The 21,858-nt window shown below is 40.8% G+C and carries 15 protein-coding genes; 9 read left to right on the top strand and 6 right to left on the bottom strand.

Annotation, left to right across the window (positions count from 1 at the left end; genetic code table 11):
- Positions 1-37 precede the first annotated feature (37 nt).
- From T356_RS0114330 to T356_RS0114310, 5 genes are all read right to left on the bottom strand, one after another.
- Complete coding sequence (locus T356_RS0114330; protein WP_026515077.1) at positions 38-2,668, bottom strand: ABC transporter permease; 2,631 nt, start codon at positions 2,666-2,668, stop codon at positions 38-40.
- Positions 2,647-3,345 (bottom strand): ABC transporter ATP-binding protein, encoded by a 699-nt coding sequence (locus T356_RS0114325; protein WP_026515076.1) that lies wholly within the window; start codon positions 3,343-3,345, stop codon positions 2,647-2,649. The genes T356_RS0114330 and T356_RS0114325 overlap by 22 nt, the downstream gene beginning before the upstream one ends.
- Before the next feature lie 54 nt (positions 3,346-3,399).
- The gene (locus tag T356_RS0114320; protein ID WP_026515075.1) at positions 3,400-4,554 is read right to left on the bottom strand and encodes an ABC transporter permease; all 1,155 of its coding nucleotides are present in this window, start codon (positions 4,552-4,554) and stop codon (positions 3,400-3,402) included.
- 274 nt (positions 4,555-4,828) lie between these two features.
- Positions 4,829-5,740 (bottom strand): sensor histidine kinase, encoded by a 912-nt coding sequence (locus T356_RS0114315; protein WP_026515074.1) that lies wholly within the window; start codon positions 5,738-5,740, stop codon positions 4,829-4,831.
- Positions 5,733-6,410 carry a response regulator transcription factor gene (locus T356_RS0114310; protein WP_026515073.1) on the bottom strand — a complete coding sequence of 226 codons (678 nt, stop codon included), beginning with the start codon at positions 6,408-6,410 and terminating at the stop codon, positions 5,733-5,735. The genes T356_RS0114315 and T356_RS0114310 overlap by 8 nt, the downstream gene beginning before the upstream one ends.
- Positions 6,411-7,769: 1,359 nt before the next feature.
- On the opposite strand from T356_RS0114310, the gene T356_RS21175 reads away from it, so the two are divergent.
- The 6 genes from T356_RS21175 (at position 7,770) to T356_RS0114280 (ending at position 17,061) form a co-directional block, all read left to right on the top strand.
- Positions 7,770-7,937 (top strand): hypothetical protein, encoded by a 168-nt coding sequence (locus T356_RS21175; protein WP_155839046.1) that lies wholly within the window; start codon positions 7,770-7,772, stop codon positions 7,935-7,937.
- 171 nt (positions 7,938-8,108) lie between these two features.
- Positions 8,109-9,086, top strand: a complete 978-nt coding sequence (locus tag T356_RS0114300; RefSeq protein WP_026515072.1) for a hypothetical protein — start codon at positions 8,109-8,111, stop codon at positions 9,084-9,086.
- A 315-nt stretch (positions 9,087-9,401) separates the two neighbouring features.
- Positions 9,402-10,667 (top strand): O-antigen ligase family protein, encoded by a 1,266-nt coding sequence (locus T356_RS0114295; protein ID WP_026515071.1) that lies wholly within the window; start codon positions 9,402-9,404, stop codon positions 10,665-10,667.
- A 143-nt stretch (positions 10,668-10,810) separates the two neighbouring features.
- On the top strand, positions 10,811-12,079 hold the full coding sequence (locus T356_RS0114290) for a 6-phosphofructokinase (protein WP_026515070.1): 1,269 nt from the start codon (positions 10,811-10,813) through the stop codon (positions 12,077-12,079).
- A gap of 315 nt (positions 12,080-12,394) precedes the next feature.
- Positions 12,395-14,608 carry a PT domain-containing protein gene (locus T356_RS0114285; RefSeq protein WP_026515069.1) on the top strand — a complete coding sequence of 738 codons (2,214 nt, stop codon included), beginning with the start codon at positions 12,395-12,397 and terminating at the stop codon, positions 14,606-14,608.
- Positions 14,609-14,742: 134 nt separating this feature from the next.
- Entirely contained in the window at positions 14,743-17,061 is a 2,319-nt protein-coding gene (locus tag T356_RS0114280; protein WP_081777865.1) for a glycogen/starch/alpha-glucan phosphorylase, read from the top strand.
- Between the two features lie 82 nt (positions 17,062-17,143).
- On the opposite strand, the gene T356_RS0114275 is transcribed toward T356_RS0114280, so the two are convergent.
- Positions 17,144-17,473 carry a helix-turn-helix domain-containing protein gene (locus tag T356_RS0114275; protein ID WP_035781194.1) on the bottom strand — a complete coding sequence of 110 codons (330 nt, stop codon included), beginning with the start codon at positions 17,471-17,473 and terminating at the stop codon, positions 17,144-17,146.
- Between the two features lie 320 nt (positions 17,474-17,793).
- Here T356_RS0114275 and T356_RS0114270 point away from each other — a divergent pair, with 320 nt between their 5' ends.
- From T356_RS0114270 to T356_RS0114260, 3 genes are all read left to right on the top strand, one after another.
- Positions 17,794-19,428 (top strand): DUF4832 domain-containing protein, encoded by a 1,635-nt coding sequence (locus T356_RS0114270; RefSeq protein WP_026515066.1) that lies wholly within the window; start codon positions 17,794-17,796, stop codon positions 19,426-19,428.
- A 581-nt stretch (positions 19,429-20,009) separates the two neighbouring features.
- Positions 20,010-21,086: a glycosyltransferase family 4 protein gene (locus T356_RS0114265; protein WP_026515065.1), complete on the top strand. Its 1,077-nt coding sequence runs from the start codon at positions 20,010-20,012 to the stop codon at positions 21,084-21,086.
- A gap of 20 nt (positions 21,087-21,106) precedes the next feature.
- Positions 21,107-21,838, top strand: coding sequence for a glycosyltransferase family 2 protein (locus T356_RS0114260; protein WP_026515064.1), 732 nt, complete (start codon positions 21,107-21,109; stop codon positions 21,836-21,838).
- Positions 21,839-21,858: the final 20 nt, after the last annotated feature.

Raw genomic sequence — 21,858 nt, 5'->3', positions numbered from 1 at the left:
AGGGCCTTTTTAGCCCTTTTATTTTTTCTCAATTTCTTTACGCATCCGCCAGTCGCAGTCTTTCAATTATCGTTTCCTTCATTGTGCGCTTGTACACGATGTAAGGGATGAGGCTCATGACAAGTATCAGGAACGGAAGGACAACGACGATCGGAAGGAGTGTGAACTTATAGGAAAAGAAAAACAGGTCGCTCTCCAGTGGCTTTATCATTAGTATAGAGATGATACTACTTAGTGTCGCGCCAAAGAGTAGTGATAGAGTGCCGTAGATTACGCCTTCGATGCATAAGCTCTTTTTCTGGATGCTCTTGGTCATTCCGACTGCTTCGAGCATGGCAAGTTCAAGCCTTCTTGAGATCACGGAAGTGACGATGGTGTTTATGAAGTTAAGGATTCCTATAAGCGCAAGGATTGTTGTAAGAAGTCCGCCGACCATCTTGAACATTTCCGTCATGGATGAAAACTCTTTTCTAAATACCGATCTTGAGGTATAGGTGAGCGATGGCTCAACGTTCCTTGTATAATCCGCAAGCCAACTCTCTATTGCAGGCTCTGCTTCGTCTGTTGCGTCTATCAAAGTTCTCATGGGAGCTCTTTCTCCAAAGAAATCATGGAATTCATCCGTAGGTAGAACGTAATTTACGTCCATATCGGTATAAGCCTGAATTCTTACGGCGAAAGGAATGTCTATTGTCGCCATTACCTCATATTCTCTGATGCCGCCGTTTGCATTGTTTACGGCAATTGTTTCACCCGGGAGAAAATAGCTTACGAAATTACTCTCATTACCATCGTAATCATATTCGTTTACCAAAATATATTTGCCTGTCTTAAATTTCTCGGCATCAAAATTTCCGTGAAGTATCTTAAGAGTGCTTAATGCATAATCATCCATTCCATATATGTTGGCTATAGTATAAGTATCATCGTTTGTTTGCTCTCCGGATTCATCATAATATATAGCGGAAAGATGTCGTGCAGAATTTTCATATGCTTTTTTATTATCAAGTAGTCTTTCTTTGAAACGTGAATAATCACGGTTATTTAAGTTCTGAATGGAAGGTTCTGCATAAACGTTTCCGAGCTTCGAAATACCTGCAAGCTTTTCTACCTCATCAAGGAAAGATGGTGTAATCCCGTCATAGACGTGATTTGAAACAGCAAGGTTATCAGTGGTGGCGTCGGCAACGGAAAAGTCAGTCATCAAAAAATTGGAGATATATTTATTCTCATCAAATCCTATCAGCAGGGTGAACACAGTGCTGAGCACAGTCATTGAAAGAGCCAGAGAGAGCACCACGAAAAAGCACTTTTTCTTTTCTTTAAATACATTTCTGAATGCAAAGTTTGTAGCTGTAAAGGTGGCCGATTGCTTGCGACGCTTCCCACAGAAACTGTTATTTTCCGCGTAGTGAACCGCTTCTATGGGAGATACTCCCGAAGCCAGCTTTGTTGCTTTTCTGACAGAGATACGAACGGTCACATAGGAAAAAAGTGCGGAGAATAAAAGGATCCATATATTTATAACGGCTTTGGAATCTATAGATTCAGAAAGGACCATTTCATCCATAAACATCGGAAGCAGGAGACTTCCGGCAATTATTCCGCCTGCGATTCCTATGATGATTCCGGGAATTGAATGATATAAAGCCTGCCTGTTTACGATTCTTTTAAGCTGCTTACTGCTTGTTCCGACTGTTTTTAAAAGTCCGTAGGAGCGGATGTCAGTGTAAACATTGATGCGGTAGATGTTGTTTATTATTAGGTATCCTGACAGGAATATGGTAAACAGCATCAGTACTACAAATGCGATGGTGCCGAAATCCGCAGATGAACCGACACTTCCCCAGTTAATACCAAACTGTGTATCTTCGGGCAGCCCGTTTCTTTTGATTGCTTTTTCAATTTGGTATTTGAAAAAGAGAGGGAAGAAGAAATCCACTTCTGCATTGATCCTTCCGTAGCCTCCATCAAGGTTCAGGGATGTGTCATTATCATAGTAGGATGATGTGGGAGTAGGAGAGAACTTCTCCTGAAACTCTTTTGATACCAGGATCATTTGTGCTGCGGAAACTTGATCTCCCGTGTGTATTCCGACTATGACGAAGTCTATGGTCTGTTCTTTGTCTTTGCCTGAGAGCTTTAGAGATAGGTTTTTTCCCAAGAGGCTCTCATAGTCTTCTTTGGAATCGGCTTTCATGCCAAATGCCTGCAAGATCAGGCTGCTTATGGATATTTCGTTTTCCTTTTCAGGCAGTCGTCCTACCTCAGGGTAGCAGAAGTCTTTTTTCGCACTTGCTTCGTCGTGGTAATCCACTTGTGCAAATATTTTACTAAGCTCGTCATTTACTGCGGTTGCCACAAATATAGATTTGGTCACGCTTTTGAGGTTCTTGTCGGAAGCAATGCGGTTGTATTCTTCTTCGCTGAGATACTTTATGCCTGCGTCACATGATGAGCCTATCCGTCTGTTGGTATCATCCTGAAATTTGGCGATAAGGCTTCCACTTATGGTGAAAAGAGCTGAAAACATAAATGTACACAGCGCGATGGAAAGAACTACCACAAGGCTCTTTCCGGGATTTGCCATTACTGTTTTGGCGGCGATACTGCGAATCACTTTTTTGTTATTGACCATAGGTCCGTTTATGCGTTTTTCTTTTGCCATGTCAGCACCTCTTTGTTTGCGATAAGTCCGTCTTCAATCCTGATGATTCTGTCCGCTGTCTGCGCAATCTCTTCGTTGTGTGTGATAACGATGATAGTCTGTGCAAAGCGCTCGCCCATAACTTTTAGAAGCCCCATAACGTCCTGACTTGTCTTGGAGTCGAGATTGCCTGTGGGCTCATCTGCCAAGATTACTTGCGGCGCTGATGAGAGTGCTCTTGCTATTGCGACACGTTGCTGCTGGCCGCCGGAAAGCTGATTGGGATAGGAATCTCTTTTGTCCGAAAGTCCGAGTGTATCGATGATGGTGTCAACGAACCCCTTGTCAGGCGTGTTCCCGTCGAGTTCTATGGGAAGCACGATGTTCTCGTAGACTGATAGAACAGGGACGAGGTTAAAAGACTGGAAGACAAAGCCGATCTTTCTTCTTCTGAAAATTGTGAGTTCTTCGTCTTTTAATGTAAAAATGTCTTTTCCGTCAATCGAGACTGTTCCCGAAGTCGGGCGATCCAGGCCTCCGAGCATGTGCAAAAGAGTGGATTTGCCGCTTCCCGATGTTCCGACAATCGCGATGAATTCTCCTTTATCGACTGAGAGGTTTACGCCTTTTAAGGCTTCAACCGCCGTATCGCCGGTTCCGTATGTTTTCTTTAAGTCTGTTACGCGTAGGATTTCCATTTTTTTCTCCTTACATGTGATCTTGTAGCAAAATATTTTTATGCTCATTGTGGGTTATTTTTTGTTTGTGTAGATAAAATATCCGCTTGTGATAAGAGTGATTGATATCGTTATGTACAGGACTGGAGCAAATTGCAGCGCCGTGAGGTAATGACCGCTTCGACCGATCAGCCTGTATTCGCACAGCGCCGATTCTGAAGTCATGTATATAGGCGAGAGCAGGCATAGAAGCTGTGAGGGCACTCGCCGGCTGTAAGGGATACGATTCGAGCTTATGTTTATTATAAGAAAGCTTCCGAATACTCCGCTCATTACCGCTACAGGATTTTTAAGGATTTCCGATAAAAAACATGTGACTGCGGTTAGTAGTATGCAGGTTGCCATGGTCATAACAAGCTGTGCGCGGATAAATTGCCCTATCGTCATGGAGTACGCAGTAAGGGGCATAAAGAGCTGTATAGGGATGTTCCATGTATCTTTTCCCCATAGAAAAAAGCTTGTAAGTACTGTGACAGCCTCTATAACGATATTTAGGAAAAGAGTGCAGATAAAGGCGGCTGTGACTTTAGCAAGGTATGTGTCACCCCAGCCGCCGACAGTGCATTTGATTAGCGAATCCGTTTTATCTTTTATCTCTCCTGCAAAGATCTGACTAAGTAGCAGAGTAGTCATAAAGAGCAATATAAGCGGGAGGGAGATTAAAGTGGAAATAAGGCCGTTTATTTCTTCGGTGTAATGCCAGATGATTGGCTTGCTTAAATTTTCTTCCTGTGTTTGCCAGTATTCTTTTTCATTTTCTGTAAGCTTCATCGAGTTCATTGATTCGCTGACGGAGATGTCTCTTGTTTGATAAATGGATTCGGAATTGTAGTCTGTGAGCTTGGAATTGTCATCGGCAATTTGCTTTAGCCAGTGCGAAAGATTCATGTAAATACAATTTGAATAATCCCAGCATTCAAACGGCATTCCAAGTTTATATGCAGCTTCCGCGGTCTCTGCTATCAGCGCATCGTTGATGGGGCGTCCGTCGATTGAGCGCTGCAGATCACGGGTTTCTATATCAAATTTATCAAGTTGATTTGCCTGGATTTTTCCTTGAATAACGGAATATGCCGCAATGAAAATAAATAAGATAAGTGTGGTGCGAGCGGTCAGGATTTTTTTTATCTCGTAAAAAAGAATTGTGCAAAACTGACTTTTTCTCCCCATTGTATGTGACCTCCCTCATGATTTTGGTTATGATGAGACTTTGATCTGAATGTAAAGCTTCAGGGCCTTTAATAAGTTCAAGAATCAAAGAAAATCATCTGAATAAAGCTACGTTTTAACTTTATACAGATGATTATCACATATGATTCTTTCCAGAATCTTTCTGTGGGAGTGCTTGATTATTACAGTTTTGACAGAATTGAGATTGTGGTGTTGACTCTTGAATCACTTTCTCACGAAATCCACAGCTGGTGCGGATTTCTGTAATTTCTTTTTAGAAGTCATACTTCTGCGGAAGGAAGACAGAGAATGTTGAACCTTCGCAGGGAACGGAAGACAGCTTGATGTATCCGCCTTCTTCCGAGATTATCTCACGTGCGAGGTGGAGTCCGATTCCGACGCCTTCTTTTTGCTTAACTTCAGTTCCACGGTAGAAGCGCTTGAATATCTTGGGATGTTCTTCTTCGGAAATGCCGATGCCGGTGTCTTTGATATCTACGCGGACGAACATCTCGTAGGGAGTGACGCTTATTTTGATGCTGCCTTTATCTGTGTATTTTATGGCATTGTCGACAATATTGGCGAGGGCTTCATGTGTCCACTTTGCGTCGATGACTGCTTTTGCATCCGTTTTATTGAGCTCAAGTTTAAGGCCTTTCTTTTCTGCTTTTTCCCTGAACTGACGGACTATATCTTCAAGTAGTGGCATTAAAGGCGTTTCCTGTGACTCCAATGCAAGTATTCCGTTTTCAAGTCTTGAAAGTTTGACGAGGCTGTCTATGAGGAATCTTAGCTTCTCTGCCTGCGCATGGATTGCTTCGGCATTTGTGCGATCAACGCCGGATAGTTCGCTGTTTTCCAAGAGCTCGCTGTATAATATGAGATTTGCGATAGGAGTCTTGGTCTGGTGTGATATATCTGAGATTAGCGATTTTATCTTGTCGCGCTCATTTTCTATGTTTTTGGCGGAAATGGAAGAGGAGCTTAAAAAAGCTGCAAGCTCGGATTCAAGCTTTGAGAGCCTTCCTTCATCGAAGGTTTCTACGGAGAATTCGCCGTTCATTGCCATATGAAGCATTTTTTCAATGGAATCAAGTATTCTCCTGGAGCGAAGCCTTTCGGTGACCGCGCCAATGCAGGCTGCGAGAATCAAGAAGATACCGATTATAAGAATTATATTATCCATTCTGTTTTACCCAACTGTAGCCGATTCCGTATATTGTTTTGATCTTATCCTGTGCAGAGAGCTTGTCTCTGAGTCTTTTTATCGTGACGGAGAGAGCGTTTTCATCGACATATTCCGCATCTCCTGTCCAGAGTCTGTCTATCAGAGTATCTCTTTTGACAGTCATGCCGGCGTTGTCGGTGAGGATTCGAAGGAGTTTCTGTTCTGTCTTTGAAAGCTCTACAGGTTGATCGTTGCATGAAAAGAGCATGTTTTTATAATCAAAGTCATAAGGAGCTTCGGTAAATTTTTCGGTGTTTATTCCGGTGTGTGCCTTGCGAAGCTGCGTATTAACTCTTGCGCGAAGTACGGCAAGAGAGAATGGCTTTGTTATGTAATCGTCTGCGCCCTGCTCAAGCCCTGATACAATGTCTTTGTCCGTGTCATTTGCGGTAAGCATGATAACAGGGATATCCGGAGTATTTCTTTTGATCTCTTTTAACAGATCTAGTCCGTTTCCGTCAGGGAGATTTATATCAAGAATTGCGAGAGTGACCATGCCGAGAGCCAGTTGTTCTTTTGCTTCGCTGATGCATTCGCAGGAAACAAGTTGTCTGTCGGAATCCTTAAGTGCCTGGCATAGACCGCTGTTGAGCGTTATATCATCTTCAACTATCAGAATCTGTTCCAAAGTTTGTTCTCCTTATGATGTATAAGTTGTCGTGGCAATGCGCCTGATAGGCGGAGTTGTCATCTGCAATTTGATTCGTTGGTTGTAAGTAAATATTGGACGGAAACATCGGATTAGGAGTTTCTTTGCTTAGCTTTTTTACCCGAATGACTTCAAACACTAGATTAGCACATGTCTGAGGGCATTTCCATGTTGTTTACTAAGGAGAAGCGCTATTCGCTAAAGTAGTGTTCTAAGTTGTAAGGGGATGAGATATACTATTATTGTGGAAATCATGGTGAAACACAGTTATGGTGAGGGGGGACACAGACTACACGAGGACTACATGAGGCTTCGCATTTCAATGCAGGAGTAGTATTACGGTCATGGAATCCTGGAAATCGATTTGTACACGTAGAAATAGGTCAATATAGGAGTGTCATTACGGTCATGAAATCCTGGAAATCGATTTGTGCACGTAGGAATAAGTGAATATAGGAGTGCCATTACGGTCATGGAATCCTGGAAATCGATTTGTGTACGTAGAAATAAGTGAATATAGGAGTAGTATTACGGTTATGGAATCCGAGAAATCGATTTGTACACGTAAAAATAGGTGAATGTAGGAGTGTCATTACGGTCATGGAATCCTGGAAATCGATTTGTGCACGTAGGAATAAGTGAATATAGGAGTGTCATTACGGTCATGAAATCCTGGAAATCGATTTGTGCATGTAGAAATAGGTGAATTCGAGATGCATTTTACGGGTATAAAGTTTGTAATTGAGCATGAGTAACGTAGAGGGAGGTCAAAAGAGCCTACTGGGATTATAAAGCAGTATGGTGAGAGCGGAGCTGAGGTACATCGCCATGACCGCAGAAGCAGAAAAGCAGATATGAGTCAAGAGCCGAGGCACATTGCTATGACTGCAGAAGCGGAAAAGCATATATGAGTCAAGAGCCTAGTGCTACTGTCACCAAATAAGTCGACTTTATTACTTGCCTAAATAGTTATTTGTTTCGTTGTCGACAATCGTCGTACCGCTCGGTACGACTCATTCCTTCGTCTCACAAAATAACAATTTATTCTGCGTAAAAAGTCGAGTTATTTGATGACAGCAGCACTAGATACATTGCCATGACTTCAAAAGAAGAAAGCGTCAGTATGTGTCAAGCGCCCTGATAATAGATAGAGAGATCTAAAGACAGAGAGATACCTAAAGCTAGAGAGATACCTATAGCTAGAGAGATACCTAAAGACAGAGAGATATTTAACGGTAGAGAGACACCCAAAGACAGATAGAAACCAAAAAACAACGAGACACCCAAAGACATATAGACACCAAAAAACAACAAGACATCCAAAACAGGAGGAGTAAAATGGGAAAAGTATACAAGATTTTTGTAGCAGTCTGCGCAGTAGTATTCATTGTCGCAAATCACGCGGATAACAAGGTTGTAGGCAACGCGGCTGCAATATGCCAAATCATGGCATTACTTGGATATGAGATATTAAAAAGAAAGAATGTGAATAAACGCGAAAACTGACATATAATAAACTTTTTATAAACACAATATAAATTTTAAAAGCTTCATATAAATTCATTATAAAGACTCTTTCTGAATAATTGAAAAATATTTTTTCGAGAATTAATATCTAAAATATAGGCATTTCTATTTTGGATTTTTATTTTTTCGCAAATGAAGGAGGAATGTACAATGGGTTTTAAAAAGCTTTTAAAGTATGTTTTGGTTGCAGGACTTATGGGTGCTATCGTTATGACACCTGTTACAAAGGCTGTTGCTGCAGTTTCCGGAGAAGAGAAAGACGGACCGAGTGAGGAAGAGCGTGCTGAAGAAGCAAGACAGAAGAAGGTTCAGGAAGAAGTTGAAAATATGATCAAAGAGGCAACAGCTCCTGCAAATAAGACTGTTGCAGGCGTTAAATCCGCAGTTGACGGTTATTATTTTGCAAAGAAAGTTCAGGGCGTGGCACTTACACCTTCTGCTCCCGGAACAGGTTCTTTTGTAAAGGTTGCTGATACAGACATTAAGAAGAGTGCAGCTGCAGTTGCGGTTGCAAACAATGTTGCCGCATCGTATGGCGGAGCTGTTGGTCCTTGCATAAATGTTTATTACGGAAAGATGGCAGGCGGTAAGTTTACCGATAGTACCGATGCATCGGCAGGCACAATCAGTGTTGGAATTCCCGCTTCTTTCCAGACTGCAGGAATGGAATATTCTGTAGTTGCTATATACGCAGGCGGAGCATACAAGATTTACAATAATACAAGTACAAATCCGAGCGTAGTAACTGTAAATGTAGAAAAAGCTACATCACCCAATGTAATGTATGCGGTTGTAAAGAGCGCTGCAGGTAGTACACCTGTACAGGCTTCCGATGCTGCAGCAGATAATGCATCTGCAGGTGCAGGAAATGCAAATGCGAACAAAGCATCTGACAGTGCAGCTACCGATAAATCAACAGGTGCTTCTGATACTGTTTCAAAGAGTTCGACAAACAACGCATCAGCAGATAAGTCGACAGGCACATCAAACAGTGCTTCGACAGGAGCATCCGACAAGACATCGGATAAGGCATCTGACAGCGCATCAACAGGCTCTTCAACAGACAAGACAACAAGCAAAACATCTGACAAAGCTTCAGATAGTGCTTCTACTCTTACATCCAGATAACAGGATGGGAATGAATGCGCAAATTTTTTATATTCATTGTTTTTATACTGTTGAACGTTAATATACGGTTGTAAAGCGATGATAGTTGTGTAAAACTATATATTGAGCTAAATGTTGGGTTCCGCCTCAAAAAACATGAAGCGGAACCCTTTTTTTGATAGGAAAATCCTATCAAAAAAAACGCTCCGCTATGGATGCGACCAATGTGCAGATGAAAATGCAATCTGTAAGATTGCACACATCGGCGCGACAGAGTTGCAGAGCAACTCTGATTTTCTATATGATGGGGAAAAATATGATTTATTGGGGTTAAGTATGAAGAAGTATAAAAATTACATCGCACTGTTTTATGTGCTTGCGGTATTTTTTATAATACCGATCTATAACAGGGGATCCTATGACAATATAAGTGTACACAAGACGGATGCTTTTTTGTTTTTGTGCGGGATTGGCCTTGTTTCCTATGTTATTACATCTGTGATAGATGATGTAAAAAAGAGAGATGAAGAAAACGTTCGTAAGAAGAGACTTTCTAAAACCGACATTTCTATGCTGATATTTGGTGGGGTGATCTTGGTATCGGCAGTTCTGTCAAACTCTTTAAAAGAATCTATCTACGGCGTGCCCGGTTTTGGAATGGGCGCATTGGCTTTAGGCCTTATGATCTTATCATTTTTCTATGTTTCAAGATATTTTGTATACAGTAAGTGGATAATTCACACTATTGTTGCATCATCGGCAATCCCGACTATACTTGCCATTATCAACAGAATGGGAGCCGATCCACTTAAGATGCAGGATGGCGCAGGAGAAGCCGGACACAGTCTGTATGTTTCAACATTCGGTAACTACGGCTGGTACTGTGAGTACATGTCTGTCATCATACCTATTGCGATATATATGCTCTTTACTACTAAAGACATGGTGGAGAGAACTCTCTATGGAATATATGTGGGTATTATTGAATTTGCCATGTTAATGTGCGGAACAGCAATGATATGGGTGGCCTCAGCCGTTGCTTTTTTATTCGTGCTAAAAAGAAAATTAAAGCCGGACAAGAAACTGATAACTGCCAAACAGGTTCCGTTGGTCATAGGCGGAGTTGTGCTGCTGTATGTAATATTTGTATTGGTGGCTGCAAGAAATCCCAATTTCGCCAACGGAAGAGGGTATATCTGGAGGCTTTCTTTTGACCTTTACGGAAGTCTTCCTTTTGATGAGAAGCTGATCGGTGTCGGCCCCAACAGATTTATGTATGCGCTTAACGATTATTTTGCGCAGAGACCTGATGCCGCAGCGGAATTTCAGGCGCGTTTTAATGACCTTGCGCTTACTTCCGCTCACAGCGAGTATCTGGACTACCTGATATGTACCGGACTTCTTGGTCTGGCGGCTTATCTGTATATGATTTACCGCGTTGTAGAGCGTTACATTCAGGTTGGAGTGGGGAAAAAAGACAGAGAGATAGCTTTTGTGGCTGCTCTTTCATATATGGTTTATTCATTGGGTAATTTTTCAATGGTGTGTGCAACACCGATGTTCTTTATATTCTTGGGAATGGTAGCTAAAGAAAGGCGATAAAAAGTCAAGGCTTGTTCTTTTTGCAGTTTTATGAGTATCATATATGATATAGGCGCATGAGGCCGAAAGTGCTTGATTTAAGTGTTTTTGGCTTTAAGCTCTTATAGATTTATTAAGAATATAATTTAAGTTGGGAGGGACTCATGAACAACGTCATAATCGGACAATCCGGCGGGCCTACGGCTGCGATCAACGCGTCTGTGGCAGGGGCTTACGTTCGGGCAAAAGAACTTGGGGCACAGAAAGTTTTTGGAATGTTACATGGTATCGAAGGCCTTGTAAACGGGAACATTATCGATCTGGATAAGTATCTTTCGGATCCGACAAATGTTGAACTGCTTAAAAGAACACCCGCATCTGTACTTGGAACATGCAGATACAAGTTGGCAGATGCTTCAAAAGATGATACAGATTATAAGAAAATCTTTGATGTTCTTGAAAAAAACAATATAGACAAGCTGTTCTATGTTGGCGGAAATGACTCAATGGACACTATAATGCAGTTGTCTGATTATGCCAAAGATCATGGTAAGACTCAGCGCTTTATAGGTATTCCGAAGACAATCGATAACGATCTTCCCGTGACGGACCACTGCCCGGGATTCGGATCGGCGGCAAAGTATATCGCGACAAGTGTAAAAGAGCTTATTCGTGATAACCAGGCAGCAGATACAAGAAATCCCGCCACGGTGATCGTTGAGATCATGGGCCGAAACGCGGGATGGCTTGCAGCTTCGGCAGCTCTTTCAAAGGCTGATGACTGTACGGGACCGGATGCTATCTATCTTCCGGAAAAGCCGTTTGACATGGATGCTTTCATGAAACATATGAAAGAACTGTCTGATAAGAAGAAACCGATCCTTATTGCCATTTCTGAGGGAATAAAGCTTGCTGACGGAACTTATGTATGCGAGCTTGGCGGAGATGTTGCAACGGATGCATTCGGACATAAACAGATGAGTGCAGCTTGTAAAGTGCTTGCGGATAAGCTTTCATCGGAACTTGGGCTCAGAACAAGAACCGTTGAGCTTAGTACGCTTCAGAGAGCCGCATCACATATGGCATCACTTACCGATGTAAGAGAAGCATATCAGTGCGGATTTGAAGCAGTCAATGCGGCAAATGCGGGCGAGACCGGTAAGATGATAATAATGAAGAGAATGATGTACCAGACAGGCGGTAACGACAACGGCTGGAGCAGTGAGTGCCCGTATATGTGCACTTACGGAACATATGACATTCATTCCATAGCAAATTATGAGAAAATGGTTCCGAATGAGTGGATAACTCCCGATGGCTGCGGACTTACTGATCAGTTTGAAAAATATGCACGCCCGCTCATTTTTGGTGAAGTAACACCTATAATGGCCGGTGGTCTTCCGAGACATCTTGTTGTTAAAGAAGCATTATAAACAGTGTTTTTAATTTAATAATGAGGGCTGAAAAGCCCATAAAACAAGACATTAACGTTTTAACATTGATTTATATGGAAGGTCATGTTAGAATGTTAATGTTTTGTTGTTGCACAATTAATTTATACGTAATATGCTGTTATGGGGAAGGTTTTGCGGTAGACTTTCTTGAATGAGTGCCAGATAAGCAAGAATTTATGCCAGATAAGCAAGAATTTATAGAAAATTTACTGTAAAATCTAACAGAAATAAATGATAATATATTTAAACGGGGGAAATATCGTTTGATATATGACGCTCGAAAGGAGACGAGACATGGAAGGCATGAGAAATAAGGACTATTTAAACGGACAGGAAATGTCAACGGTTTTTGTTGATGACCTTCTTGCAAACATGGAAGATGAAGATGATTTTATAGAAGATTATCCGTCTTCAGAAAATAAAAATGAATCTTCCCAAGGAGGGACTTCAATGAGAACATCAGATATTTTTGCCGAATTTCCGGGGGAGAGAACAGAAAACCGTTCTGAGGGGGCAGAAATTGTTAATATAAGCAAAGCAATGTCAAATATGTCAACAAATGACAAGTTTGTAGAGGATAAGCCTGTGAAGAATATGGATGGAAGCTTTGAAACACCTTTGGATGATGTAAATTTATCTGATATTGATGCAATGATGGCATCAATAAAAGCAGAAATGCCGGAAAATGTATTTGATATTCCCATTGATAGCAGTGAACTTGAAGAGGCCGAAGAAGACAACGGCGGAGAGATGCCTGATTATATAGGCGAATTCCTTGCTAAGGAAAAAGCTGCTAAAGAGAAAATGAAAGAAGAAGCGCCCAAGGATATCGCAAATCCCGCTGCCGGAAGAAGTGACAGGGCAGATAATAATATGATCAGAGATGGGAAGCCCGACTTTAAAGTTGAGACTTCTATTGAACATACAGAAAAAGAAGCTTTTGATGACGAGGATGATTTTGATTTTGATGAGAATCCTATTGATTCAAGCGGCTTTGATGATGAAATAAAGATTGAAGAGTTTGACAGAGCTCCTATACGTGCGGAACGTGCGGAAGCAAGACCTGAGAGAAATATCAATGATGAGATCAAGATTGAAGAGTTCGACAGACCTGCAAGACCTTCGGAGCCCAGAGTCGGAAGAAGATTTGACGATGAGATAAGAGTTGAAGAGTTTGACAGAGCACCCGAGCCTTCAGCTCCTTCTGCCACAAGCACAAGAATCGACAGAAGACGTGACGATAAGATAAATGTAGAAGAATTTGATTACACAGTTAAGCCTTCTGCGGCAAGACCTGACAGAGTATATGAAGATGCCATCAAGGCAGAAGAGTCAGGGGCTGACTACACAGTTAAGCCTTTTGCGGCTAAGAGACCAACAGAGAAATTCAGCGATGCATTAAAGAATGATGATTTCGGCTTTGAATCCAGAGTTCCCGAATCTAGAGAAGGCAGAAGATTCAGTGATGTAATGAAGTCAGAGGAGCCCGATCGTGAGCCTAAGGCATACACTACACGTGCAAGAGCCAACAGAGATGCTATAAGATCTGAGGAAGACGATCATGCATTCAGATCCGATTATCCTATCAAGGTTTCTGCGGCTCGTACAGATTCCCTTGGCATGGATACATTGAGTTCCGAGAGACCTAATGATTCATTTGAATCACTTTCTGTCAGCAACGACAATGACAGAGATACATTCAGAAATGACAGAGATACATTCAGAAATGACAGACGCGAAGATACATTGAGATCCGGAATGCGCAATGATGCATTTAGATCTGAGAGACTTGGCGATGCGTTCAGAAGTGAGAGACAGGAAGATGCATTTGAATCTCTTTCTGTTAATACCGATGTAGAGAATCGCACTACAGATAAGATAAGAAGTACAGAGGATACATTTGCATCATCTGAGAGAAAGTCAAATGTACTTGATATGGATGCAATGATCTCCGCAGCGGAAGAGGAAGACAGACTTGCATTTGAAGAAGCACCTGTTTTCGAAGAAGTAAAGAATGTAAGACCTGAACCGGTTGCTAAGCCTATTGCCCAGCCTGTGGTACAGCCTGTTGCAGAGCCTGTTATTCAGCCTGTAGTACAACCTGTGGCTAAGAAGACAGAAGAGAAACTTGACTCTGTTCTTGAAGCTGAGGTTGATGCTCTTACCGTTCCTTCTGCAAATGCAGAGCTTGCGCCTACTATTATGAGCATAGACGATGCAATCGATGGAATAACAAAAGATATGCAGAACTTCCTCGATACTGAAGATTATGACTATACATATGTATGGGCAGGTTCTACGGAAACGATCATCATGAAGACTATTGAAGGCAAGGCAGTTGCTTTGGTTTATGAGGATGAAGAATTTGCGGCATTTGAAGACAGCTATACAAGAGATAACAGAACAAGCTATCTTGCTATCGTAAACTCTTATGTAAAAGAAACCATTAAGGGCGGCAGTGGCATCAGAATTAAGAGACATAAGGGATCAAAAGCCATTGATCGTTAAATAACATATGGAATCAATGAAGGCTATCGGTTTTTTAACGCCGGTAGCCTTATTTGTTTAATAGGGGTAATATATAAGGGTAAAAACTTCACAGGAAAACAAGTAACGAATATATATGATAAGGAGATAACAATATGTCTAAGCATACCAATATGCAGCGAGATGTACTGATTCTTAATCTTGAAGAGCAGCTTGAGGGGATTGCAAAAGACCAATTTGGCAAGTCGCTGAAAGACTGCACCGATCGTGAAGCTTATTATGTACTTTTGGAGATGACCGGCCGTCTCATGGATGTAACTGAGTTATGCAACGGCGAGAAAAAAGTATATTACATATCTATGGAATTTTTGATTGGAAAGCTTCTTTCCAACAATCTTATCAATTTACGTGTATATGACAGAATAAAAGACATAATGGCGAAAAATGGCAAGGATCTTGCGAAAATCGAGGAGTATGAGCCTGAACCGTCTCTTGGAAACGGAGGACTTGGAAGGCTTGCTGCATGTTTCCTTGACTCGATAACGACTCTCGGACTTGCCGGAGAGGGAATAGGCCTTAATTATCATTTCGGTCTTTTTAAGCAGGTTTTTAAAGACAATCTGCAGGTAGAAGAGAAGAATGACTGGATTGAAAAGAACAGCTGGCTTGAGAAGACAGATACAACATTTGAGATCTTTTTTGGCAAAAAGAAAGTGGTATCACGCCTTTATAACATGAATATTGTCGGATACAGATCCGGTGTAAATAAACTCAGACTTTTTGATATAGAATCCGTTGATGAGAGTCTTGTCAAAGAGGGTATAAATTTCGATAAGACCAAGACTAAGAATAATCTGACTCTTTTCCTCTATCCGGATGATTCGGACCAGGCGGGAAATCTTCTTAGGATTTATCAGGAGTATTTCCTGGTATCAAATGCCGCGCATCTTATCTTGAGAGAGCAGAAAGAGCGTCAGTATGACCTTCACGAACTTCATAATCATGCGGTCATACAGATTAATGATACACATCCTACAATGATCATTCCCGAACTTGTGAGAATTCTTGTTGAGGAAAAAGCTTTTAACATGGATGAGGCAATAAGCGTTGTCAGCAAAACATGCGCTTATACAAACCACACAATTCTTGCAGAGGCACTTGAGACATGGCCTCTTGAGTATCTTGAGAAAGTAGTTCCTCAGCTTGTTCCTTACATCAAGGAGCTTGATAAGAGAGTGAGAGCTAAGTACAAGAGCTCTAAGGTTCAGATCATTGACAAGGAAAAGAAAGTTCACATGGCATTCATTGATATCCATTACGGATTCTCAGTGAACGGAGTGGCGGCAATTCATACCGAGATACTCAAAAACAGTGAGCTCAAAGATTTTTATAAGATATATCCCGATAAGTTCAATAATAAGACTAACGGAATTACTTTCAGAAGATGGCTGTTTTCATGTAATCACCCTTTGGCAGATTTTTTGTCGGATGTTGTCGGAGACGGTTACAAGAAAGATGCAACCAAACTTGAGAAACTCCTTGAATACAAGGATGATCAGATTACTCTTGAAAAGCTTGAAGAAATCAAGAGGCTTAAGAAGACAGAGCTTGCCGAGTATATCAAAGAGCATGAGAATATTGAGATCAATCCTGATTCTATTTTTGATATTCAGGTAAAGAGGCTTCATGAGTACAAGAGGCAGCAGATGAATGCTCTTTACATAATACATAAGTATTTGGAAATAAAGGGCGGAAAGAAGCCGAAGAGACCTATAACATTTATATTTGGAGCAAAGGCTGCGCCTGCTTATGTTATTGCAAAAGATATAATACATCTGATCCTTGTTCTTCAGGAGATAATAAACAACGATAAGGATGTAAATAAGTACATGAAAGTCGTTATGACACAGAATTACAACGTGTCATACGCCGAGAAGCTTATTCCTGCCTGTGATGTTTCTGAGCAGATATCACTTGCTTCCAAAGAGGCTTCGGGAACCGGCAATATGAAGTTTATGCTTAACGGAGCCGTGACTCTTGGAACGGATGACGGAGCAAATGTAGAGATTCACGAACTTGTCGGAGATGACAATATATTTATCTTCGGTGCGAGCGCGGATGAAGTTATCAAGCATTACAAAAAAGCTGATTATGTATCAAAGGATTATTACGATAAGAGCCCTGTCATAAAAGAGGCGGTTGATTTTATCATAAGCAAAAAGTGTTTGAAGGTCGGACATAAAGAGAACCTTGAGAGACTTTACAATGAGCTTTTAAACAAAGACTGGTTCATGACGCTTCTTGATCTTGAGAGCTATATCGAGAAAAAAGATGAGATATTCGAAGCATATGAAGATAGAGACAGATGGAGACAGATGATGCTTGTAAATATTGCAAAGTCAGGTTTCTTCTCATCTGACAGGACGATAGAAGAGTATAACAGAGACATCTGGAAATGTGAATTGATTAAATGATTAAATTCGAAAAGGTCTGCGCATAACACGCAGACCTTTTCTATCCCCATAATCCTCCAAAAAGCGTTATATTTGGAGTGACTTAATTAGCTACCATATACTCGATTACAGATGAGATGTGAGATAATTTGTCATCATCAAGATGGCAAAGATTATCTACAGCACTGCTCAGCTTCTTAGGAAAAGAAGTCTGGTAGTTGAAATAATCGTTTGGTGTGATACCAAGGTAATCGCAGATCAAGAAGAAATTTTTCATTGAAGGAAGTGATCTGCCATTTTCTATACAATTGATGTAACCGGCGTTCTGTCCTATAGAAAGGCTCATGTCACGAGCCGAAACTCCCTTTTGCATTCTTAATTTGGAAAGACGGATTCCAAAATTATTATTATATACTTCACTTACTGATTTCATTGCAACCCCTCCTTTTATGGCGTTTTCTTAAATTTTATAGAAGTATAAACGTAACAAACATGTAACATTATATATACATCATAACAGATGCGACAATATTTTGCACCATATTTGAGTAAAAACAATATAAATTTTTTTTACTTAAACGATGTAGTATTAGATAAAACGCGATAGTTGTGCGGAAAAAATATTTTCCAAACACATTAAAAAATGTGAAAATGTTTGTTAAAGTGTTTGTTGCAATTATTTTCGGCGTCAGATATAATTCATTCATATGATGGAATAGTAGATTTATTATTTAAAATATAAAGGGGAAAAATATGATTAAGAAACGAACAAGATTATTAAGTTTGGTTCTTGCCTTCGGAATGTTCTGTGCAACAATCGAGGCAGGATCATTGGATATTAAAGCTGAATCTTTGGGATCTACAATTCGCCTTGAAGATAAAGGAGATGAACTTGCAGACAATATTGAGAGAGGAAGATGTCCTTATACATGGGTAAAGGTAGACGGATCTTCATGTCCCGTACTTAACCCTAAGGGAGGAATGTACAGTATCATGTACGACCTCAGATATTTCTCTAGCGGAAACAGTTTTACTAAGGATGGATATGATAATTCAAACGGATGCGGAGGAAATAAGAACCTGACAGAACATCCGAACTTCCTTAAAGCATTTGAGCAGACACTTTCAAATGCGAGAAAGAACGGAACATCACTTGTGCTTAGATTCTCATATTCAAGTGACAGAACAGTAGGAAATGAGCCGGGACTTCTTCTTGACGGAGATTCCACTGTATATCACAATACAGAGCTTATTCGCCAGCATATCAAACAGCTCAGCGAAGTTATAAATAAGAATAAAGATGTTGTACTTGCGGTTGAGTGTGGAATGTTCGGACCTTGGGGTGAGATGCATTCATCCATGTATGATATTGATGAATGTAACGATTACGATCCTCAGTTCTCAAATGCCATAATCGACAGATGGCTTAACAAGCTCGATCCTGATATTAAAGTTCTTGTAAGAGCACCTAAGCATCTCATGGGATATTACGGATATGCAAACAACGCTGAAGGATTCAATCAGGCAGTTGCAAACGGTACATTGAAGCTCAATTCAAGACTTGGAATGTATAATGACGGATATCTCGGAACATCTACCGATTACGGAACATTCGGTGATGAGAATGAATGGCCTTATATCACACGTGATAAGGGTATTGATATGCTTGAGAAGCTTTCGGAAGTTCCTTACGGCGGTGAGTGTGCTTATGTAGATCTTGATACTTTGAAGTCTCATGGTTCACCAATCTACAATGGCAAGAACTTCATGTCAGAGCTTTACAGAACACACCTTTCATATCTTCACAATATTAACAGTGAGGATGAGGTTCTTATCAAAGAGCTTAATCATGTAGACGTATCAAAGTCCGATCTTGTTAAGGGGCTTGATGCATCAGATGTTACACCTTATATTGATCATTCATACAGAAAGTTCATGCGTGACCACATGGGATACAGAATCCTTGTAAAAGAATCAAAGCTTTCTTCAGAGGTAAGCAAGGACGGCACATTCACAATGAGCGGTTCAATGAAGAATGTCGGATTCGGTAACTTCCTTACAAAGAAATACACAGAAGTAATCCTTAAGAAGGGTGACAAGACATATGTAGCAAGTGTTGATTCATTCAATGCAAACGATCTTAAGTCTCTTGCAACCAAGGATTATAAGTGGACATTCTCTGTTCCTTCGGATATTGAAGCCGGTAACTGGGAAGTTTATGTAAGAATCAGAAATAAGAGAAATACAGAAGATGCTTCTGTAAAGACAGGTATTCGTTTTGCTAATCCTGATTGCTTTAATACCAACATTCGTGCCAATAAGATTGGTACCATTAAAGTTTCAGGCGGAAATAGCAAGGGCGGTTCTGGATTAAAAGAAGTTCGTTAACATTTGCTTTTAGATCTAAACCCGAGAGAGTTAGCGCTTTCTCGGGTTTTTTATGTGACTGAATGAGACGGAAATTGAGCTAAAAGTGCATAAACGTTAAAACAAATGTTGCAAATGTGAAGTATATCGTATATAATCTGATTATAGACAACAACAAAACACAACAAAAACAGAATATTTGCATATAGCAGCTCACAGGTGTACGAATTTTATTAAAGGTTACACAATCATTAAGAAAGATAGCTTATAAAGAGAGAGTATCAGAGTGCTTCACATGGGAAAGAGAGAATTTTTGCACTTGTAATGTGGTATTTCAAATATAGAGAGAAAACTTGGGGGAACGAGTTTTTTTACCTCGACGGACACGACTGGGCAAGCAGAAGTGTTTCGCACCGTAAGGAGAGATTTTGAAAAAATCCGAAACTTACCGAAAAGGATAGCCTGTGACGCAAAAGACATTTGAGAACTAATTGTATAAGCTCAATACCACATACAAAGCTTACGGTGCGGATCTTGCCAAGTCATATAAGAGATTAGGGGATTTCTTATATAAATAAAAAAATCTGATAAAGGTGATTTAAATGAAAGTAGGAATAGATGCACATATGCTCGGAGGCACGAGCGAGGATGAGAGTTTTTACAGGGGTATTTTAGATGCTCTCAAACCTGACAAGGGGGATGTTTATTATCTATTTGTAGATAGGGATGCAGATGTATCGAGATATAAAGGAAAATTTAAATTAGTCTTTTTTAAGAGTAGTAATTCTTTTACAAGAAACATTTTTGAATTGACAAAGTTTTGTTATAAATACGATCTGGATGTTATCCACACTCTGCATTATGTACCGTTTAACAGTCCATGCCCGGTGGTATGTACAATAAATGATATTTCTTTTGAACATGAAAAGAATAACGGAAATAAGGTTGAGTATTTTAAAAATAAACTTTTGATCCCGTTTTGCGCAAAGCACGCGGACAGAGTTATTACAATATCCAATCTTAGCAGACGCGATATAGCCAATACATATGATGTATCGCAGAAGAAGATTGAGGTTGTTTCAAATGCGGTAGCATCGGATTTCAGAAGGATGGATGATGATGAACTTGACGATCTTGACGTTAGGGGAAAGTATGATCTTGGTTATTCACCGTTTATACTTTGTGTCGGGGACAGTCAGTCGGACAGAAATCTTTCACGTCTCATAAATGCGTATATTATGTACAAAGAAAGATGGGACACAAACATCAAGCTTGTGATCGTAGGAAAGAGCAGTTTGTATGATGACATGTACGATGAGATAGAGGAATATGAAGATGAGATTCTTTTCACCGGTTGCAGGGACAGACTTGATCTTGCGGCAATGGTAAATGAGTCGGAAGGTTTCATTTGCCCTTCATTTGTTGAAGGAGCGGGAATATCTCCTCTTGAAGCGCTTAATTGCGGAACTCCCGTAGCGGCGGCAGATCTGCCGCATACACATGAAGTTCTCGGCAACAGAGCAATATATTTTGACCCTTACGATGAAGAAGACATCTATGAGGGCATTTGCAGGCTTGTGGACGACCCGGTAGAAGCGGTAGCTTCGGGTAATACCTGGGAGGACAGCAGCAGGCGTATTAAAAAGGTTTACAGAGATGCAGCATCGGAGATGTGTTAATCTCAGCGAAGGAAGAAGTAATGCTTAATATTGTAATTCCCATGGCAGGTGGCGGGAACAGACTTACAGAGTCTCTTTATGAGACACCCAGGCCACTTACCGATATATTCGGTCATCCGATGATCGAATATGTGACCCAAAATATCAGACCCAAATGCGAACACAGACTTATATTTGTCTGCCGGGAAGATCACATAGAACGTTTCGAACTTGACAGTATTCTCAGAGAAATCGCTCCTGATTGTGAAATCGTAGTTACGGATGCAGCTACGGAAGGGGATGCTTTGGCAGTACTTCTTGCTGAAGAATTTATAGATAATGATGATGAGCTGATGATCGCAAGCGGTGATCAGGTTGTCGATACCAATATAGATGCATACCTTGACGAGATGGGGGACTATGACGGACTTATTATGACAACGCCGGCTACTCAGCCTAAGTGGAGTTATGTCAAATACGATGAGAACGGACAGGTGACGCTTGTCAGGGAAAAAGAGGATATGTCAAACGAAGCGATTGTTGGAATCTATAATTTTAAGAGAGGTTCAGACTTCGTGAAATATGCATACAGGATGATCGCAAAGGATATCAGGGATAATAATGAGTTTTGCGTTGCTCCTGTTTATAACGAGATGATTAATGACGGAATGCGGATCAGCTTCTGCAATGTTGGGGCAGACGTGCATGGATTTGGGGGCTCGGAAGGTATGAGCGCTTTCATGCAGCTTGATCTGTGTACAGATTTCTTTTGAGGTGACCAATGATTGGGAAG

The organism is Butyrivibrio sp. LB2008, from assembly GCF_000621565.1.
Lineage (GTDB): Bacteria > Bacillota > Clostridia > Lachnospirales > Lachnospiraceae > Butyrivibrio.
The sequence above is the reverse complement of the archived record's forward strand: the minus strand, read 5'-3'. Positions and strand labels throughout refer to the sequence as shown.

Bases quoted from the DNA above. Each gene is read 5' to 3' on its own strand.
- T356_RS0114330 (WP_026515077.1), bottom strand. From the start codon at position 2,668: ATGGCAAAAGAAAAACGCATAAACGGACCTATGGTCAATAACAAAAAA.
- T356_RS0114325 (WP_026515076.1), bottom strand. From the start codon at position 3,345: ATGGAAATCCTACGCGTAACAGACTTAAAGAAAACATACGGAACCGGC.
- T356_RS0114320 (WP_026515075.1), bottom strand. From the start codon at position 4,554: ATGGGGAGAAAAAGTCAGTTTTGCACAATTCTTTTTTACGAGATAAAA.
- T356_RS0114315 (WP_026515074.1), bottom strand. From the start codon at position 5,740: ATGGATAATATAATTCTTATAATCGGTATCTTCTTGATTCTCGCAGCC.
- T356_RS21175 (WP_155839046.1), top strand. From the start codon at position 7,770: ATGGGAAAAGTATACAAGATTTTTGTAGCAGTCTGCGCAGTAGTATTC.
- T356_RS0114300 (WP_026515072.1), top strand. From the start codon at position 8,109: ATGGGTTTTAAAAAGCTTTTAAAGTATGTTTTGGTTGCAGGACTTATG.
- T356_RS0114295 (WP_026515071.1), top strand. From the start codon at position 9,402: ATGAAGAAGTATAAAAATTACATCGCACTGTTTTATGTGCTTGCGGTA.
- T356_RS0114290 (WP_026515070.1), top strand. From the start codon at position 10,811: ATGAACAACGTCATAATCGGACAATCCGGCGGGCCTACGGCTGCGATC.
- T356_RS0114285 (WP_026515069.1), top strand. From the start codon at position 12,395: ATGGAAGGCATGAGAAATAAGGACTATTTAAACGGACAGGAAATGTCA.
- T356_RS0114280 (WP_081777865.1), top strand. From the start codon at position 14,743: ATGTCTAAGCATACCAATATGCAGCGAGATGTACTGATTCTTAATCTT.
- T356_RS0114275 (WP_035781194.1), bottom strand. From the start codon at position 17,473: ATGAAATCAGTAAGTGAAGTATATAATAATAATTTTGGAATCCGTCTT.
- T356_RS0114270 (WP_026515066.1), top strand. From the start codon at position 17,794: ATGATTAAGAAACGAACAAGATTATTAAGTTTGGTTCTTGCCTTCGGA.
- T356_RS0114265 (WP_026515065.1), top strand. From the start codon at position 20,010: ATGAAAGTAGGAATAGATGCACATATGCTCGGAGGCACGAGCGAGGAT.
- T356_RS0114260 (WP_026515064.1), top strand. From the start codon at position 21,107: ATGCTTAATATTGTAATTCCCATGGCAGGTGGCGGGAACAGACTTACA.